The organism is Oceanobacillus arenosus (genome assembly GCF_003369575.1).
Lineage (GTDB): Bacteria > Bacillota > Bacilli > Bacillales > Amphibacillaceae > Oceanobacillus > Oceanobacillus arenosus.
In genome coordinates, this window is sequence record NZ_PIOC01000033.1 from 1 (window position 1) to 14,165 (window position 14,165).

The window sequence follows — 14,165 nt, forward strand, 5'->3', positions numbered from 1 at the left end:
ATGATAAAGATGTTGCGTTTTGGGATACTTTGGCGACTCAAACTACTAGAGCATCTGAGTAAAGTATTTGTTACTTAGGAAAGTATTAATACGAACCACAGGAGATTATTGACACTGCATTATTTGTTTCTTCTGATGAATATGGATATCATCATCATATTGCTGGGAATGTCTGGAACGGTTTAAACAATCCACATCCACCCCAAGATGCAACTGGGTTAAGCTATTTTACACTAGAACTAAAAGACTTCGAAGATTTAGAGAAAATAGAGGCTATTTTACGACAATATGACATTTCCTTTGAGCAGAAGGATAAAAGGTCGATTCAATTAAAAGACCCAAGCGAAAATCCAATTATTATTACAGTAATATAGAAATAGAGACAGTCTTGAATGATTTAAGCCTGTCTCTGTTTCATTATTTGTTTCGTTTGCATTTGCTCCTGTTGCTATCTTAGCTATGGTGTCAGTCCCAATACGCGAAGCAATTTCCTTAACAAAACTATAAATTAAATATAAAAAAAAAAAGGGGTTTTCCCTAAATCAGTGCTTTGGTTTAGGGAGCCCCTTTTACTTATTACTTAAATATAGGTTTTATCATCATACAAAAATGTCTAAAATAAGCACACCGATAAAGGTTGCAAAGGATAGGATTGTTTCTAGTGCTGTCCAAGTCTTGAATGTTTCTTTAACCGATAAGCCTAGATATTCTTTTACCATCCAGAAACCAGCATCATTAACATGTGAGAACATTAATGAACCAGCTCCAGTAGCAATAACTAGCAATTCTAAGTTAACACCAGTCATTCCTGCAATAATTGGTGAAACAATACCAGCAGCTGTTGTTAAAGCAACAGTTGCTGAACCGGTTGCAATTCGGATTAAACCTGCTATGGCAAAAGCCATGATGATAGGAGATAGGTTTAAATCTTGTGACATACCCCCTATGACATCACCGATACCGCTATCAATCAATACTTGTTTGAATCCTCCGCCAGCTCCAATTATTAAAATAATGGATGCAACCGGAAGTATACATTCATCAACGTATTTTTTAATGATATTTTTATCCATGCCATTCCGGAAACCAAGAAGCCAAAAAGCTATGAAGACGGAAAGAAACATGGCAATTAATGGACTACCGATAAATTCAAGAAAACTAATGACACCTTCACTTGCTGGAATATAAGGTGCAAAAGTACCGAATAACATTAAAATAACTGGTAGTAAGATAGATAAGAAAGAAACACCAACACTTGGCATTTGTTTATTGTCTTTTTCTTCTACTTTAACTAATGTTGGTTCGCCTTGCGGAACTATTCTTTTAGAAATCCAGTTTCCAAAAAGTGGTCCACCAATAAGTCCAGCAGGAATGGCGATAATTAGTGAATATAAAAGAACCGTACCTAAATTTGCCCCATAAATTCCAATTGCCGCAACTGCACCTGGATGCGGAGGAACAATTCCATGGACAATAGAAAGACCGGCAATGGCTGGTAAACCAATACGTAAAATATTTTGCTTTGACGCCTTTGCTATAGAAATAACAAGCGGTAATAGGATTAAAATACCAACTTCAAAGAAAACTGGTATACCAATAATAAATCCAGAGATAAACATTGCCCATGGTAATCTCTTCTCACCAAATACTTTGATAAAATAGTTAGCGATTACAAGTCCAGCACCTGATTCAGCTAACATTTTCCCTAGAATCGTACCAAGTGCGATTATACCAATTAAGTGACCAAGAGTACCGCCAACGCCAGTTTCATAAGCGCCTACAATTTCACCCCATTCCATCCCGGAGAAAATCGCTAAGAATAAACTTGCTACTAGTAAACTAATAAAAGCATGCCATTTAAAATAAGAAACACCAACGACAACAATCACGATTGCTAGTAGTGTAATTACTAATAAATATGAATCCATAAAAGTAAACCACCCTTCATTAGAGTTATTTGGAAATAACTCCCATATTATTATAGGAAAGAATATTTCACAAGTAAACCTTTTTAATTTAAAAAAATTTTCTATAGTTAAGGTGTTTTACACTAGAACTACAAGACTTCGAGGATTTGGAAGTGGGGGACTGACCCCCTTCTGACTAGTTTAATTGGATGATATTTAGATAGCCAACAAAGAAAATATCTATATTACCAGTCATTAAGTGAATACTAACCATCCACTCCATCCACAATATAACGATACAACTTACTATCAATCGGCTGCTCCATCACCATATTCATATGTACAACTGGAATTTCCTTACCTTTTTTATCCTTCATCTTATCTTGTTGAACAGTCTGTTTATCAGGAATTGCTTCTCCTAAATAATAAAATCCACTACCTTCGTCATCATCCTTTTTCATAAAGATATGAATATCACTGTCGTTCTCTCCTGCATTTATTATCTTTTGAACCTCTCCTGATTCCAAAGTTCTGTTACTTCTCGTATACCATTTAAGAATCTCTGGACTGATAAATTCATCCCCATAGTCTACACTCGCTTCTACCTCGTCATTTTTATGATAGGTAACAAATATAGGGCATGTTTGGTGTTTTGGCTTGTAGCCGTACATCGTTGAACTTTCGTCATTATGCCAGTTCAACAATTTACAAGCATCTTTTCTGGAATACTTCTCATAAAGTGTAAGTGGCTTATTCGATTGATAGGTTTTACTCTTTTCCATTGCACTTTGTAAGACATCATTCACTAAATGCTTGAAGAATTGAATTGAATTTAGACTATCTTTTATCTTGTTATTGAACGCACAATACTTTTTATCTTCAAGCCAGATTACAATTGGCTCGCCTCCATATTTTACCTGGTCTGCTTGAGTAAAAAATGTTAAGTTGAGTACGCGATGCACCGAATTTAATGTAGCATCATCTACTAGACAATTTGATTTCTTTAATTCCTCCAGGTAATCCTCATATTTCACTTTTTCATTTTGCAATAACAAATTCAGCAAAATGAGTTCATGTTTTCTCTTTCCATCTAATATTTCGGTTGAAAGCATTGTTAGCACACTATTTCCGTATACATTTATTACGGGAATTTCTTCTTTCATTTTTAACAGAAATTGATAGTAGTTCTTATATTTTTCTGCAATAACAACTGGATCAATAGAATGATTCGTTACAAAGTCATAAAAATATGGAATCTTACCAATTCTATTTTTTAATTCAACATACGCATCTTTTATAATCTTCATTGCTGTTAAATTACTATTATTAATAGACTTAAAGATTTGCTTTTTGGCAATTTCTTCAAAGTTCACTGTCGAAACTCCTTTAATATAGCTAGTTTCTGATGTGTGTCTGCGGATATTATCTTTGTTCTGTGACTTATCTCCTGACAACGCTACAGGGATTAAATAGTTGTTCTTATAGTTACCAATAAAATCAATGATCGTAACAAAGTCCTTTGTATTATGTTTACGGAGTCCTCGTCCTAGTTGTTGAATAAAAATGATACTTGATTGTGTTTGTCTTAACATCACAACTTGATTTATGCTTGGGATATCTATTCCTTCATTAAAAATATCCACCGTTAATATGTAATCAATTGCGCCATTTTCCAGTCTATCTACTTGATGTATTCTCTCTTCCTGAGAATTGTCACCAGTCAACGCAACAGTAAGGAATCCTTTTTCATTTAATGCTGCAGATAGTTTAATCGCTTCTTCCTTTCTGCTACAAAACATCAATCCTCGTACACTATCACCCGAAAATCCATAGTAATTAATCTTATCAATAATATGATTTACACGCTCTTCTGTAACTAGGTTTGACAAAATAGTCGCATCGTCAATAATCTCTCCGTCATATTCCAAATCTGTCACACCAAAATAATGAAATGGACAAAGCATGTCTTCTTCCAACGCTTCCTGTAAACGAATTTCATAAGCAATATGGTAATCAAATAGCTCATAAATATTGAAATCATCTGTACGTTCTGGTGTAGCTGTCATCCCCATTAAAAATTGCGGCTGGAAGTACTCGATTACACTAAGATATGATTTCGCACCAGCTTTATGGACCTCATCTATAAGAATATAATCAAATTCCTCTGGGTCAAATTGATTTAGCGTTTCTGTTTTAGAGATCGTTTGTATTGTAGCAAATAAATACCTAGCACTCGTTTGCTTGTTAGAGCCTGATAGGACTCCGAAATCTTGCGTTGGTCCTCCCATAATTCGCTGAAAGTCTGATTTTGCTTTATTAAGTATCTGCTCACGGTGGACAATAAATAGCATTTTCTTTGGTCTAAATCTTCTTACGTCAAATGCTGAAAGATATGTCTTGCCTGTTCCTGTTGCTGAAATAACCAACCCTTTATCATAGCCAGCGTCTCGAACAGCCTGGATCTGTTTAAGTGCTGCTTGTTGCATTTTATTTGGCTTAATTTGCAGCGCTTCCTCGAGAGGATTAACATTATATTGTGCAGGTAATTCGATTACCTTTTCTGCCTTACTATATTCTACAGGAGTATATGTACTTTCATATTTTGATATCCACGAGTCGGTTAACACTTGTGAATCTTTCCATACCTCTTCAAATTGATTTTTGAAATGATAAATTACCTCACCATCTTCATGAGAAGTAAGTTTTACATTCCATTCATGATTTACCTTTAAGGCATGGGCAGTTAAGTTTGAACTTCCAACAACTAAAGAATAATAGTCTTCATGACTAAATATATAACCCTTTGAGTGAAATCCTTCTATATCCGTCAATCTCACTTCAACATTTGAAATCTTCATTAATTCCTTAAATACTTTTGGTTGATTGAAATTTAGAAAGGTAGAGGTTAAGATACGGCCATTTATTCCTTTTCTCTTGAGATCTAGTAAATATGATTTAAGAGTAGCGAGTCCGCTTTCCGTAATAAAAGCAACAGAGAAGATAAAAGAGTTACAGCTCTCTAGTTCTTCGAGTAATGAGGTTAGTACGTTTTCATTTTGTTTCGAATTATTTACTAAAAGCTTAGGTGTATATCGGCTTGATTTAGCGTACCCTTTATCAATGAATCCTTTATGTAACGATGTCTTTAAATTTTGTATAAAATTCTCCATAGTAACCACCATTCATTACCTTATTTATAGGATAATTGTACTATTCCATATACTTAATCGCAAATATATTCAAAAATATTCAAAAAGCTATTCATGAATTATGAATAGCTTTGTATTTATTATAAGGAATACTCATTTGCTAACTTCTCAATAGCCGGTATATCTGCGGGAGCCCAATCCAATGATTCAAGTTCATTCGGAGCTAACCATTTTATTTCAGCATGCTCTGTTAATACTGGTTCACCCTCAATAAGTTTACATACATATGTAGTTAAATGGACAATACCAAAATCATATTCATAATCGGTATGTTCCACCTTTCCACCAATTTCTATTTGGCAATGCATTTCTTCATTTATTTCCCTTTTTAGTGCTCCTTGCGGTGTCTCGCCTGCTTCAATTTTCCCTCCAGGAAATTCCCATTTATAAGGTAATGATTTATCTGGACCTCTTTGGGCACATAGTATTTTTCCATTTTTAATGATTACCGCTCCAACAACATGTATATCTTTCTTCATAGTGTCCTCCTTTTGATGAAAGTAGCTTATATTCTTTGGATTATTAATATATTATAGACGAAACCTTTGAGCAGAAGGAAATATTTAATTTCGGATCTCTATAACCCGAGAGACGGAGTGACAGGGATTTTTCCCTTTTAAAGGCAAATCGTAATATAGGGGGAATATTCCTGTTTACAACAAAAGATATACTAGTGTTGCTTGGTATAAAAATGCCCTTTTTCGTTTACTTTTCGGCATTACTTATAGTCATCACCGTCTTGTTAGATTGCCTAGCACTTTTCCCATATAAAATATATATCACCGTTCTCTTCCACCCGCTCTTCCATAACTAGTCACATAAATCATTCCCGGAAGCAATACAACCGCAACAACGACTAGCACAATCACCATCGTGTTCATATTCCCATCATTCATTCCAGTTGCAAATGCCAGACCATAGATGCTCGATGCCAGGATGTTTCCTATAAACCTTGATGTCATCAGGAGGCCCGAAGCAATTCCGCTTTCCGATGCATGGATGAAAGAATACAACAGGTTTTGTAATCCGATATTTTGGACACCATTGCTGATTCCAAAAATAGCTAACACGACTGCAACCCAATATAACGGAGAGTCATATTGTATGGTGAATAACAAGGTAACGCCAATTAAGCCTGTAAGCCCACTGAATAGTAGAGGAATTCGGAATCCCGCTTTTTCCATCCATCTTGTAGCAATAGGTGTTGTTACCATAGCAAAGATGGATAAGGAAAGCATGGTAAGACCCGCAGAATCCGAACCTACCCCAATTATACTTTGCAGATATGTAGGCAGACTCAATAAGATAGCAAAGAAAATCACCGTTGATAAAATATACTGAACATAAATCAGTGTGATATTCGAATTTTTTTGGAAGAAGTTCACATTAATAAATGGATCTTCTTTCTTCTTTTCAAATACAAAAAACAGGACAGTAAGCACTATAGCAAGAATGAATATGCCAATTTGCAGACCATCTTCTAGTGATAGTAAAAACACCATCCAGCACGTGATGAGTAAGCTGAATAAAATAATGCCGCCGAAATCCCATTTGAATTTTTTCCCAGTATTTTTCTCATCCTTTGGTATAAATAAGATAGCTAAGACAATGCCAACTGCGAGAACCGGCAGATTCACATAGAAGATCACTGGCCAACCGCCAAACTGGATCAATAAACCACTAATCGTTGGCCCAAATGCAGCTGATGTTGTCGCGAACACAGACAATGTGCCAATAACCCGGTTTTGTTTGTTCTGGATTGTATTTCGGATAATCCCTATTCCGGCTGGTAAAAGTGCGGATGTTCCAATCGCCTGGATGCCCCGCATCGCAAGCAATACAGGCATATTCGGAGATAATGGTGCCAGAATAGATGATATGACAACCAAAGCCATTCCAATTAAATAAATGTTCTTCCGGCCATAGGTATCGCTTAATTTACCTATCAGTGGTGTGAAAATTGCACTAATTATAAAATAAGATGCGATAAGCCAGGAAATATCCGTTGTATTCAGTTGAAATTCCTTCTGTATCGATGGTAAGGCAACCGTGATCATCGTTGTATTTAATGGGTTCAAAATAACGCCTAACGCAATGGCTAATATAATCCATTTCTCTTGTTTTTTATTTCCTTTGATCATTCTGTTTTCTCCATTCATTTACTCGGTGATTATGTACTTTTGTCGTTTTAACAATGATATCATATCCTAATAATTACTTCTTCTGTTTGAATGTTATCTTTTATTCTTTCAACTCTATTTGGTAGCGCCTTAATCTGTTGAATAAGGGTTTCCATATTAATCCTCCCTTAACGATGAAACATTTGTTGTAGCAAAGAACAATCTAATGTAGGCATAGCATTCCATTTTCAACACCTTGGGATTTAAGGTTAAACTCACTTTAGATAGTTTTACTTGGATAAACGGATGTCTGGTTCCTTTCTATAAATTGGGGGAAAATATTTATTGCATTGTAAAAAACTATTCTCGTAACTTTAATAATGTTAATATACTAGAGGTCCATAGATTAATTAAATTCATCAGGAGGTTATATATGAAATATGGTATTGCGATTATAGGTATTCTTGTCGTATTGCTTTTGGCCTGGCTAGTAAGCTCCAATCGAAAAGAGATAAAATATAAACCAATTATCACGATGATTGTCATTCAAATCGTTTTCTCAGTAGTACTGCTAAATACGGAATATGGCTACATCATCATTCAGGGAATTTCTTCTTTTTTTAATAAATTGCTCGAATACGCAAGCGAAGGAATAAACTTTGTATTTGGCGGCTTGGCGAATAAAGGAGAGGCTCCATTCTTCTTGACTGTATTGCTGCCAATCGTATTTATTTCTGTATTAATTGGTATACTCCAGTACCTGAGAATTCTGCCGTTTCTTATGAAGGGAATTGGATGGCTATTAAGCAAAGTGAATGGAATGGGTACAATTGAATCATATAATGCAGTTGCTTCGTTAATGGTCGGACAATCCGAGGTTTTCATCACGTTAAAGAAACAACTCGGCCTGCTTCCGAAACAGCGTATGTATACGCTATGTGCTTCGGCAATGTCGACTGTATCGATGTCCATCGTTGCTGCTTATATGACAATGCTTGAACCAAGATATGTTGTCACAGCATTAGTTTTAAATTTATTTGGTGGTTTTATTATCGCCTCGATTATTAATCCTTATGAGGTAAAGCCTGATGAGGATATGTTAGAAATAAAGGATCAAAGAAAGCAATCGTTTTTTGAAATGCTTGGGGAGTATATCCTTGATGGTTTTAAGGTTGCAGTTATTGTCGGTGCCATGCTGATTGGGTTCATTGCTTTAATGGCGGCAATCAATCACGTGTTTGAACTAATATTCAGCATTTCTTTCCAGCATCTATTAGGTTATCTTTTTGCTCCAGTTGCACTGATAATGGGGATTCCTTTATCAGAGGCTATTAGTGCCGGGGAGATTATGGCAACTAAATTAGTGACCAATGAATTTGTCGCAATGTTGGATTTGTCCGGTAGCAGCCATGAATTCAGTTCACGTACACTTGGGATTCTTTCTGTGTTCCTTGTATCGTTCGCCAACTTCTCATCGATTGGCATTATTACTGGAGCTGTTAAAAGTCTGAACGCGGAGCAAGGGAATGTCGTCGCAAGTTTTGGATTGAAGCTATTATATGGTGCCACACTTGTAAGCATCCTTTCAGGTATTATCGTTAGTCTCGTTTTATAAAGTGAAACTTCATTCAGTGGGGGTATTATAGCCTGTTAATGCGTGATAAAACCACTGGTTAAAGGTAGAGAAAAAGAAAAATCCATATTATCATAATTACTTAAAAAAGGCAGTGGGACAAACCACTGCCTTTTGCTAATATAGCAGACCTTTTATACACACCGAATAATAATTTCCCGCAAAACACGAATTTAATTTAATAACCATTTACAAAGTCGGTGATTGTTACCATTTCGTCTTCTGTCAGTTCTCTGTCTACGTATTTTCCGTACTCCTCTATTATGTTCTGTTTATTACCACCGAAACTATCTGTATATTTGGCAATGGTTCTAAGTTTGGCTGCTTCCTGAATAAATTCCTCTTTGGATATCGGCTTTTGATGCGAAGGTATATATGTATCTGCATCAAATGATTCTAATTCATCTAATAGCCGCAGTGTTTCCTTGATTGTATAGTTTTCTTTTTCGGCATACATATTCGGGTAAATACAGTCCGCAAGAAAGAGAATTTTATCTTCTTTAATATATACGATTACTGAATCTGCAGCGTGATCCCCTCCAACGTACTGTACGATACAGGTTACTCCGCCAAGGTCTATTTCCACCCGTTTTTCAAAAGTTAAATCTGGCAAGACAATCGAAATATCGCGATGATCCTTGTATTCCTCCTTAATTGCATTCGCACAAAATTCTATTTCTACTCCTTCATTCACTCGTTCATCCAATGCTTCGTCTGACCAGGAAAATGGGATCAGCTTTTCCATTGCTTTTTTTGTTTCGGTGGACGCTATCGAAACTGTATGAGGCAATGCTGCAAGTCCAAAGATGTGATCCCAATGCCAATGCGTAAGAACAACCATATCAGGATTTGGGACCTCCTTTTTTGATAGTTCGTTTAGAAAATATTTCGCATGGTCTTCTGAGTTACCTGCGTCAATCATTAGTGTCTTGTTATTTCCAACCACCATTCCGAGAATGGGCCGGTCGGTCACCGATATTGCAGTGATATACCAAAAATGCTGCCCTATTTTGTTAATGGAGTGCATAAATTGCTGCCACCTTTCTTTTATTATATTTTTAATCAAATAGCTGTGGTTTACTCATAATCTTTACCTAACGTTTGAGGGAAAATAATGATGGGATTTCTTATAAAAAGAACCTCACAGCGTCTTAACTCCTACTGCACATGGGCAATATAAAGATAATCTCTCGTATCACTTCTAATATCTCTTGTGGCATTTCCTTGGTATGGACATCCTTGCCTTGGAAAAGCACTCAATTTGTTATTACGCCCAATTCTTCGCCATTATCAACATAGATACATAAGACATTATTGTATGTTCTTCTTTGATAATAATCAATAAATAGCGATCCAATATAAAGAGAATAGGGGACTGACCCTTTGACTTGGATACACCTGCTCCACCTATAACAAACGTAACCTTGCTTTTCCCATATGTTGCGAGTGTTTATTCCTGTTTAACAGACATTGGTACTCGATACCCAGTTACATAACAAAACAACGCTTAGATGATTTATATTAGTCATAGAATAATAGTTATACATAGCATACTCCTTTTCATGATCAACATTTTCTAATAGTCTTGCTAGCCTTAACTAATGAACATCTAATCCTCTTCATCATAATATTTATTAGGCCAGCTAATTTCCATTAAATATTGGACATTCCGCGCTCTCGAATTTTCCAGGTTATTGAATTACATTAACGGTTGATCAAAATGGAGGGGAAAAAATGAAAAAATACGCTTCTTTTTCTGGTACAGTTACCTCGATTCAAAATTATTCAGTAGGGTCAGATGAGGAATTACAAGGGTGTTTTAAATTAATGTCTTTATTAAGTGAAGATGGTTCAATAGTAAATTTCGTGATTAGTCCAACGACCTATTTTCTGGACCATGTTATAGTTTCAGTTGGAGACCGTGTAACCGGTTTTTATGATGTCAATGTCCCTGTCATTCTTATTTACCCGCCACAATATCAAGCCCTCATAATCGTAAAAGAAAACGATTATCAAAGCGTAAAGGTAGACTATTTTAACAGCCAGCTGGTGAGTAGTGATGGTCAACTACAATTGAATATTTCTAGTTATACTCCGATATTATTACAAAACGATCAACCCTTCACGCTGAATCCTGCAAACCGAAACTTGCTTGTTGTATATGGTACTGCCACTTTTAGCATTCCAGCTCAAACCACTCCCTATAAGATCATTGCTTTGTGTTGATAAATGTATGATACCGTTTCATAACTCATCTATTTTTGATTCGTAACGTTTGAAGAAGTCTATATTTGTTGGACAGAAGTGGAAAATATTACAAAAGTAATATTAACAAGCCAAAATGCCAAGTTTTTATACAAAACTTGTTGTTTTGGCTTGTTATCTGTTTATAATTTTTATAAGTGCGGATTCTAGATAATAACTGTGTTTTAATAACAATTGAAACTTCCGTCTATTTCCCAATGGTTTTGCTTACTTTCTAGAGTCACTTCAATGCATTGGGCACTAGTATTATTGCCAATCGATATTTATTCACTAGTAATCTTCTTGTCGTGGGAGCTTCTTGAGAAACGATAAATTGTTTTATTCCTTAAAAGGAGTCAAGAGGTCAGGTTCCTTGTCCCACAACCTCTTCACTCGACTGGTGAATTATGCTTTTAATTCCTCAATCTTCCCCTGCGAAACCCCTTCACAATCAGCCAAACTGCCAAACTCATCTCATAAACGCCCACAGGTAGCGCGGTAAGTCCTTTTACTGCAGACGCAGGTTCTACAATACCAAACATATCCAATACCCCGGATATGAATACCATAATCGCTGTCACCATCCCAAATATCGCTAGCGGCTTCGGTACTAAACCGGTCCTAAAGAGTAAATAACTATACATCATCGTATTGATGCCCAGCATCAGATTTGGACCCAAAACGAACGTCCAGCGATGAAAGGATTGCAGCATGAAACCTGTGGCCTGTAAATTTTCACCTGCAATGCTGCCTGCTTCATAATGCATGCTTAACTGCACTAAGCCTAATATGCTTACCAAGCCGATTGCAATAAAAACAGCCTCCATAAATCGAAAACAAAGATAGCCTAATGCAATATGCTCATTCCAATGGCGAAGATAAGGAAACATTATTATCGCTGTCCCAACTGCCGATACAACAAGCAAAAGGTCATTCAGTACGCCAATCAACACCTTCGTTTCAAATCCATTTACCGCAGACATATACCACTCCTCTGACAATACCGACTGATAGAAAACCACCGCAATAATGGAAGAAGCCGCTGCCACGATATAGAAAATACCGATAATAATTCCATTCCTTCTATCCTGTGTCATCATCTTTTCCTCCTTGGAATAATTATTTAGTCACCTATCTACACACAATATGTTATACTGATTTTGAAACATTCAAAAAATATTCGTTATGAGGGGTTACTATGGAACATTATGAAGTTATTGAGGATGCTTTGACCTATATTGAAAAAAATATCCAACAGCCTTTATCCGTCACTTCTGTTGCTAATGCCTTCAACACGTCCAAATACTATTTTCATAGACTTTTTTCCGCCATGATGGGTTGTTCATTAAACAGCTACATCCTCTCCAGAAGATTAAATGCATCGCTAACATTAATACAAAATGAAAACTTATCGCTAACGGATATTGCATACCAGCTGAACTTCGGAACGCAGGCATCCTTTACCCGTGCCTTCAAACGCCAGTATGGTATTGCTCCAAGTGCTTTAAGAGCAGAAAGCAATTCATTAGCTCCATCACAAATACCCTCTGTTGTAAAACGACCGATTAAAAATATCAATGGCGATATTGTCACTGATTTCACCTTAACCGAATTCCATACGACCCGAATAAGTGGTATCGCCTTTGAAGTTGATTTGGCAACGGAAGATTACAAGATGAAAATTCACTCCCATTCAAAAATGCTGTTAAATAACATTGATGAAACGATAAATGGTTCCTGTTATGTCATCTATTCGGACTGTGAGCCAAATTCAAGCAGGTTTAAGGTTCTCGTTGGGATTGCCCATGATATTCAGATAGATAAACCTTATTATTTCACGGTTGATGTTCCCGAGATTTTTTGTGCCAAGTTCAACTATTTCGGTGATCTGCTTGATATCGGTGATGTCCTCAAAACAGATTATGCGCGGTTTTTAAAAATCTCAAAGCTCGATACAGGGAATTCAAATATTGAACTCATTCAAGTTTTTGATAATATTCACAACCTTGATTCCGGCTATCACATCTATACACCTATCAAAAAGCTTCCTGCAGATGCAGACTTGTAATATCAGCAATGATGCTCCTTTCCATTTCATAAAGTTGTATGACTAAGATTAAGATAGCATGGTATGGGAAGGTTCGACTTTCCAAATCTTGCTGTAAATGTGGATTTCTTTAGTACAATACTTATGCAATAGTTTATTCTAAAATCGCGGTTTATAGAGAAACAAAAAAGCCAATCTCTCACTATTAACTGAGGAATTGGCTTTTAATATTCAAATTTCCTTATCATTGTAAATCCCCATTTTCCTCACGCTGCCCCATTAGGAAGAGACCATTATTAGTAATTAGGAAGGCTTAATAATACTTTGCAACGCTTTCCCATACAAGTTAAGGGGGGCACGCCCTTCGGAAATATAATGAAGAATAGCCATACCATTTCCTAAAGATAGAATGGTCCATGCAAATTCTTCGGCCGATAGAGTACTCACACGGTTCTCCTGTTCCATCATTTTTTCAATAACACCAGAAATTTGTCCTACTGATTCCTCTATCATGGCAGTCCACTTTTGACGCACCGATTCCTGACGCATGGCATATAAGAGAAATTCCATGTTAAGTATGCTCCAAACTCTGTTAGTCTGTCTATCTAAGTCAAAATAATAATCCATTTTTTCTATAAAATGATCAATGGAATGTTGTTGTTTCATGATTTGGTGAATAGTATCTAAATCTCTTTTCATTTTCTGTTCTAATAAAGCCAGAAACAGTTCTTCCTTCGAATTAAAGTTAGCGTATACGGCTCCTTTACTGTATCCTGCAAATTCTGCAATTTTATCAACCGATGCCCCATGAAACCCTAGTTGAGCAAAAATCTCTGCAGCTGAATCCAGAAGCATTTTCCGTGTTTCTTGTTTTCGCTCCTCCTGCGTCATTCTTTTTCTATTCATTATCCTTCCTCCTCTTGACAATCGTATTATATCACATTAATATACTAATTAGAACTTAAATACCAACCGGTCACTTTTTAATTTTTTATTGAAAAGGGT

The 14,165-nt window shown here is 36.1% G+C and carries 10 protein-coding genes; 3 read left to right on the forward strand and 7 right to left on the reverse strand.

Going from position 1 to position 14,165, the window contains the following annotated elements; translation table 11 throughout:
* Nucleotides 1-599 precede the first annotated feature (599 nt).
* The 4 genes from CWR48_RS19255 to CWR48_RS19270 all read right to left on the reverse strand — a co-directional run bounded on the left by CWR48_RS19255 (nucleotide 600) and on the right by CWR48_RS19270 (nucleotide 7,257).
* Entirely contained in the window at nucleotides 600-1,928 is a 1,329-nt protein-coding gene (locus CWR48_RS19255; RefSeq protein ID WP_115774916.1) for a GntT/GntP/DsdX family permease, read from the reverse strand.
* A 245-nt stretch (nucleotides 1,929-2,173) separates the two neighbouring features.
* Nucleotides 2,174-5,077 (reverse strand): DEAD/DEAH box helicase, encoded by a 2,904-nt coding sequence (locus CWR48_RS19260; protein WP_115774917.1) that lies wholly within the window; start codon nucleotides 5,075-5,077, stop codon nucleotides 2,174-2,176.
* Nucleotides 5,078-5,196: 119 nt separating this feature from the next.
* Nucleotides 5,197-5,595 (reverse strand): (deoxy)nucleoside triphosphate pyrophosphohydrolase, encoded by a 399-nt coding sequence (locus tag CWR48_RS19265; RefSeq protein WP_115774918.1) that lies wholly within the window; start codon nucleotides 5,593-5,595, stop codon nucleotides 5,197-5,199.
* Nucleotides 5,596-5,895: 300 nt separating this feature from the next.
* The gene (locus CWR48_RS19270; protein WP_170140817.1) at nucleotides 5,896-7,257 is read right to left on the reverse strand and encodes an MFS transporter; all 1,362 of its coding nucleotides are present in this window, start codon (nucleotides 7,255-7,257) and stop codon (nucleotides 5,896-5,898) included.
* A 412-nt stretch (nucleotides 7,258-7,669) separates the two neighbouring features.
* Here CWR48_RS19270 and CWR48_RS19275 point away from each other — a divergent pair, with 412 nt between their 5' ends.
* Nucleotides 7,670-8,851, forward strand: coding sequence for a NupC/NupG family nucleoside CNT transporter (locus CWR48_RS19275; RefSeq protein ID WP_115774920.1), 1,182 nt, complete (start codon nucleotides 7,670-7,672; stop codon nucleotides 8,849-8,851).
* Between the two features lie 196 nt (nucleotides 8,852-9,047).
* Here the strand turns inward: CWR48_RS19275 and CWR48_RS19280 are convergent, their stop codons facing one another.
* Nucleotides 9,048-9,896, reverse strand: coding sequence for an MBL fold metallo-hydrolase (locus CWR48_RS19280; protein ID WP_115774921.1), 849 nt, complete (start codon nucleotides 9,894-9,896; stop codon nucleotides 9,048-9,050).
* A gap of 707 nt (nucleotides 9,897-10,603) precedes the next feature.
* Here CWR48_RS19280 and CWR48_RS19285 point away from each other — a divergent pair.
* Entirely contained in the window at nucleotides 10,604-11,095 is a 492-nt protein-coding gene (locus CWR48_RS19285; protein ID WP_115774922.1) for a hypothetical protein, read from the forward strand.
* A gap of 431 nt (nucleotides 11,096-11,526) precedes the next feature.
* Here CWR48_RS19285 and CWR48_RS19290 read toward each other — a convergent pair whose 3' ends face one another.
* Entirely contained in the window at nucleotides 11,527-12,213 is a 687-nt protein-coding gene (locus CWR48_RS19290; RefSeq protein ID WP_245976871.1) for a DUF4386 domain-containing protein, read from the reverse strand.
* Nucleotides 12,214-12,311: 98 nt separating this feature from the next.
* On the opposite strand from CWR48_RS19290, the gene CWR48_RS19295 reads away from it, so the two are divergent.
* On the forward strand, nucleotides 12,312-13,181 hold the full coding sequence (locus tag CWR48_RS19295; protein WP_115774924.1) for a helix-turn-helix transcriptional regulator: 870 nt from the start codon (nucleotides 12,312-12,314) through the stop codon (nucleotides 13,179-13,181).
* Between the two features lie 282 nt (nucleotides 13,182-13,463).
* Here the strand turns inward: CWR48_RS19295 and CWR48_RS19300 are convergent, their stop codons facing one another.
* Nucleotides 13,464-14,066: a TetR/AcrR family transcriptional regulator gene (locus CWR48_RS19300; RefSeq protein WP_115774925.1), complete on the reverse strand. Its 603-nt coding sequence runs from the start codon at nucleotides 14,064-14,066 to the stop codon at nucleotides 13,464-13,466.
* Nucleotides 14,067-14,165: the final 99 nt, after the last annotated feature.

What these genes read in the sequence shown, in the direction of transcription:
- CWR48_RS19255 (WP_115774916.1), bottom strand. Translation starts at nt 1,928, where the DNA reads ATGGATTCATATTTATTAGTAATTACACTACTAGCAATCGTGATTGTT.
- CWR48_RS19260 (WP_115774917.1), bottom strand. Translation starts at nt 5,077, where the DNA reads ATGGAGAATTTTATACAAAATTTAAAGACATCGTTACATAAAGGATTC.
- CWR48_RS19265 (WP_115774918.1), bottom strand. Translation starts at nt 5,595, where the DNA reads ATGAAGAAAGATATACATGTTGTTGGAGCGGTAATCATTAAAAATGGA.
- CWR48_RS19270 (WP_170140817.1), bottom strand. Translation starts at nt 7,257, where the DNA reads ATGATCAAAGGAAATAAAAAACAAGAGAAATGGATTATATTAGCCATT.
- CWR48_RS19275 (WP_115774920.1), top strand. Translation starts at nt 7,670, where the DNA reads ATGAAATATGGTATTGCGATTATAGGTATTCTTGTCGTATTGCTTTTG.
- CWR48_RS19280 (WP_115774921.1), bottom strand. Translation starts at nt 9,896, where the DNA reads ATGCACTCCATTAACAAAATAGGGCAGCATTTTTGGTATATCACTGCA.
- CWR48_RS19285 (WP_115774922.1), top strand. Translation starts at nt 10,604, where the DNA reads ATGAAAAAATACGCTTCTTTTTCTGGTACAGTTACCTCGATTCAAAAT.
- CWR48_RS19290 (WP_245976871.1), bottom strand. Translation starts at nt 12,213, where the DNA reads ATGATGACACAGGATAGAAGGAATGGAATTATTATCGGTATTTTCTAT.
- CWR48_RS19295 (WP_115774924.1), top strand. Translation starts at nt 12,312, where the DNA reads ATGGAACATTATGAAGTTATTGAGGATGCTTTGACCTATATTGAAAAA.
- CWR48_RS19300 (WP_115774925.1), bottom strand. Translation starts at nt 14,066, where the DNA reads ATGAATAGAAAAAGAATGACGCAGGAGGAGCGAAAACAAGAAACACGG.